Source organism: Vibrio sp. 10N.261.52.A1 (genome assembly GCF_002876325.1).
Classification (GTDB): Bacteria; Pseudomonadota; Gammaproteobacteria; order Enterobacterales; family Vibrionaceae; genus Vibrio; species Vibrio chagasii.
The window spans coordinates 1-3771 of sequence record NZ_MCYD01000050.1 but is presented as its reverse complement, the minus strand read 5'-3'; the positions used below and the strand labels follow the sequence as shown (position 1 = coordinate 3771).

The window sequence follows — 3771 nt, the reverse complement described above, 5'->3', positions numbered from 1 at the left end:
CACCATGAAAAATGGGATGGCAGTGGCTACCCGAAACAAATAGCGGGCGAAGCAATCCCTCTGGTTGGACGCATTGCTGCGGTTGCCGATGTGTTTGATGCTTTGACAGCAGAAAGGCCTTATAAAAAGGCTTGGAGCGTTGATGAAGCGCTGGCCTTGTTTGAAGAGCAAAAGGGTAAACACTTTGACCCTCGGATAGTAGAGCTGTTATTTGAAAACTTACCTAAGATTTTAGCGATTAAAGAAAGATTTAAAGATGAGTAATCTCTTCATTCGGTTCTATGTATTCACATTATGGTTGCTGACTGGTCTAGTGTTTGCTAACACTGTTAGCGCCTCTGAAGTGACTGATGCAGAGCTAGAGGGTTGGTTAGACAACAAGCCTTCAGTGACCTTTATAGCCCTTACTAACCATTACCCATACTCGTTCCTTGACGACAACGGAAAAGTGTCGGGCATTATTAAAGACTGGGCACAGGATCTTGAAGAGCGGTTTGGAGTTCACGTGAGGTTTATTAGCGTAAGCTCGCGCGGTGAAGCCAAAGCTGCGCTCCTTGATGGTCGAGGTGATGTTTTTCCTTTCCAGCAGTTTGATCCCAGTGAAGGAAAGCGTTTTGTTTCCAGCGACCCATATATCCCTTATCAGGTTGCTGTGATTGTTCCTACTGGCAATAAACTCACCACGAGTTTGGAGCAAAACCATAAGCGCCGTATTGCTATGGTTAACGAAAATATTGACTTAAAAAAAGCGGGTGTTCAATTAAGTTCTATCGAGCGCGTCGATTTTGACAACGTTATCGATGCGGTCAGGGCGCTAGGTGAAGGTAAAGTTGACGGGATTGTAGCCGAACCCATTACCACTATGGACCTTGCAAAGAAAGTGGGCGTTCATGACTTAGCTGTTAACTACGTGTTAGAGCATTGGAAACGAATCAAAGCCACTATGGTGGTTCGTAGCAGCGATGTAGAACTCCTAACTCTACTCAACAAACAGATAAATACTTTTGATGTTCACAAAGAGAACCAGATTTTATCTAAGTGGCTAGATGCGTCTCCTTATCGGGTTCCACTTAAAGGCGTTTTTGGCTTCGGTAACCCTCCTTACATGTATCCAGATAGTACCGCTGTCGGCTTGGAGCACGACATTATACAGCGCGCATTGAATGACATGGGTCATAAGCTCGGTGACGTTGTTACGCTTCCGCCGAGTGCCGCGAGGAAGGCCATTGATAATAATAACTCGATCTCTTTTGTCTCAGGCGTTCAGGCTGACGATCCGGATGCCCACTTTTTAAGTGATAGTGTTATTAACGTTGAATTCGTCCCTGTGTCGCTGGCAAGGCGTCAACTCAATCTTAAATCTCAGAAAGGCTTGTCTCTAGGGGCGCTGCTATTTGATGACACCTCACCGATAAAAAACTCGATAGAGATGCTTTCTAAGGAAGTTGATATCGAACGAGTTGAAGATATCGGTACGTTAGAGTCGGCATTCGCACAGTTAAGAGCACAGAGCGTAGATGTCTTAATGGTCGAGAGGCGAGTACTGGAGTGGTTTATTACTAATACTCGCTTTATTGAAATGTCAGAGCTTCGATTACACGATGACTACCGAGTGGAGTATCCAATCTATGTCGATTTTAAGAGTGAAGAACTGAGAGACCGATTTAACGCTGCGGTGGCCAACCTTAAGCAAGTCGATAATGGTTTAAGCCAAATCATTGAGACTCATATCCAGAGTGACCTAAGCCAGGTTCTGAAGAAAGCGAGTATTATTGCTCAAATCTCGGCTTATTTTATCGTAAATGACCGCTTTGACGACCTGTCTGAGCTCTTTGAAGTATTTGATACAGACAGTTCATTTCAGGTGATCACAGCCCAAGCAGACAACAATAATCGCCCAATTAAAGCCTGGTACATAGGTAACCTAGTTGATGATTTTGGAGAGAAGCGCAATACCTCCCATTTTGCATCAGTGACCAAAGTCGCCAGCTACCGCACGAAAGGTGGTATTACTAATTCGGGCTCCATGACCTTTTACTTTGACACTCGATCTCAACAGCGAAACCATATTTACTTCCCAGATATAGAGCAGTTCAATTCGTTTGGTGAACCCGCTAAGCGGTATATTGCAGAGGTATATCAAGCAAATAACTTAACGGGAGAGATCTTAAATTTAAGTGAAGAGGAGAGGGAGTGGCTTAAAAATAATCCAACGGTGCGGATCGGTATCGACCCTAATTCACTCCCGTATGAGGCTGTTTCTAGTACTGGCGAGTACATCGGTATGATTGATGATTACCTGGAACTCATCGCGCAGAAAACAGGCTTGAACATTGAACATGTTGATGTGGCGAATTGGTCAGAGACTCGAAGTTTAGTTGATCATCAAGAAGTTGAACTCGTCTCTGCCGCGCAAGAAAATCGCTCCTTGGGAGAGAATGTTAGAGCGGTAAATAGCCTGTTTTCGAGCCGTTTGGCACTTGCATCAAGACGAGAGGTGAGCAGTCTGGTGCTCGATGAAGCGACAGGATGGAAAATCGGTATTTTAAGAAATGCAGCGAATACTGAGGCGATAGTAAAGAAGTATCCAAACGTTGAGTGGGTATTTGTTGATTCAACCGCAGAGGGGTTGAACTTGCTAGATGATCAAAGCTTAGACGGAATGATCGATACGGTCGATGTCTTAAATTATTTGATTGATTCATTTGGTCATCGAGATATTGGGATTATCGGCCGACTCGACTTTTTCCTTTCACCGACCTTACATGTGACCAAATCTGAACCTCTTCTATTTTCTATTTTGAATAAAGCCATTGATAAGATCTCTGCAGAAGAGCATCAAAAGATATCAGCGAAGTGGGCAGCACCAAAAGCGATAGAAAGAGTTGACTATCATCTGGTTTACACCATCTCCGCCTTTTCGTTGGTGATTCTTTTGCTGATTGTCTTCTGGAACCGAAAACTCGCTAAGCAGATTAGCATAGCCAATCAAGCAACAGAGGCACTCAAAAAAGCACAAGACCAACTCTATAACATGCTGAATAGTTCCCCAATTGCCGCTGCTGTGGTGTCTGATGAGCAATGTCGTTATGCGAATGACACAGCAAAACGCTTGTTTGGCGTTGAAAATAAGGAACTCTCGTCTATCGATGTAGTTGCTATTCATGATTCTCTCGAAGTTCGTGATGACATTCATAAAGAGCTCAAGCTAAACGGAAAAGTCGTGAACAAAGAGTTAGTGCTTAGAAAGTCAGATGGCACTCGTTTTGTCGCACTTGTTAGCTATTACTTGTTTGAGCTTGATGGTGAAATCGCAACGCTATTTTGGGCATTCGATATTTCTGAAATGAAGCGACTTAACGAGCAATTGGCAGAGGAGAAAGAGAGAGCAAACCTCGCAAGTCAGGCCAAATCAGAGTTTTTGGCGAATATGAGCCATGAAATTAGAACGCCAATGAATGCTATTATTGGCTTGTCTTATCTAGCTATTGGGGAAATCTCTAACCCTACAGCCCGCAACTATATCGAAAAAGTGCACCGTTCTGGGCACTCTCTGTTAAGCATAATCAACGATATTTTAGACTTGTCCAAGATAGAAGCGGGTCAGTTGTTTATCGATAATATTCCATTTAATGCACTAACGACATTTCAAGACGTGATTGAGTTGATGGAATCGAAAGCCGCTGAAAAGCAGCTCAACTTGTCGATGTCGGTTGACCCAGGACTGGATACCCCTCTTATGGGGGACCCACTCAGATTGTTCCAAGTGAT

2 protein-coding genes are annotated in these 3771 nt (G+C 43.8%); both read left to right on the top strand.

What is annotated here, in order from left to right:
• A partial coding sequence (locus tag BCT81_RS00680; protein ID WP_277869776.1) for an HD domain-containing phosphohydrolase occupies nucleotides 1-264 on the top strand: 264 nt, incomplete at its 5' end.
• A partial coding sequence (locus BCT81_RS00675; RefSeq protein ID WP_102422982.1) for a transporter substrate-binding domain-containing protein occupies nucleotides 257-3771 on the top strand: 3515 nt, incomplete at its 3' end. The genes BCT81_RS00680 and BCT81_RS00675, both read left to right, overlap by 8 nt.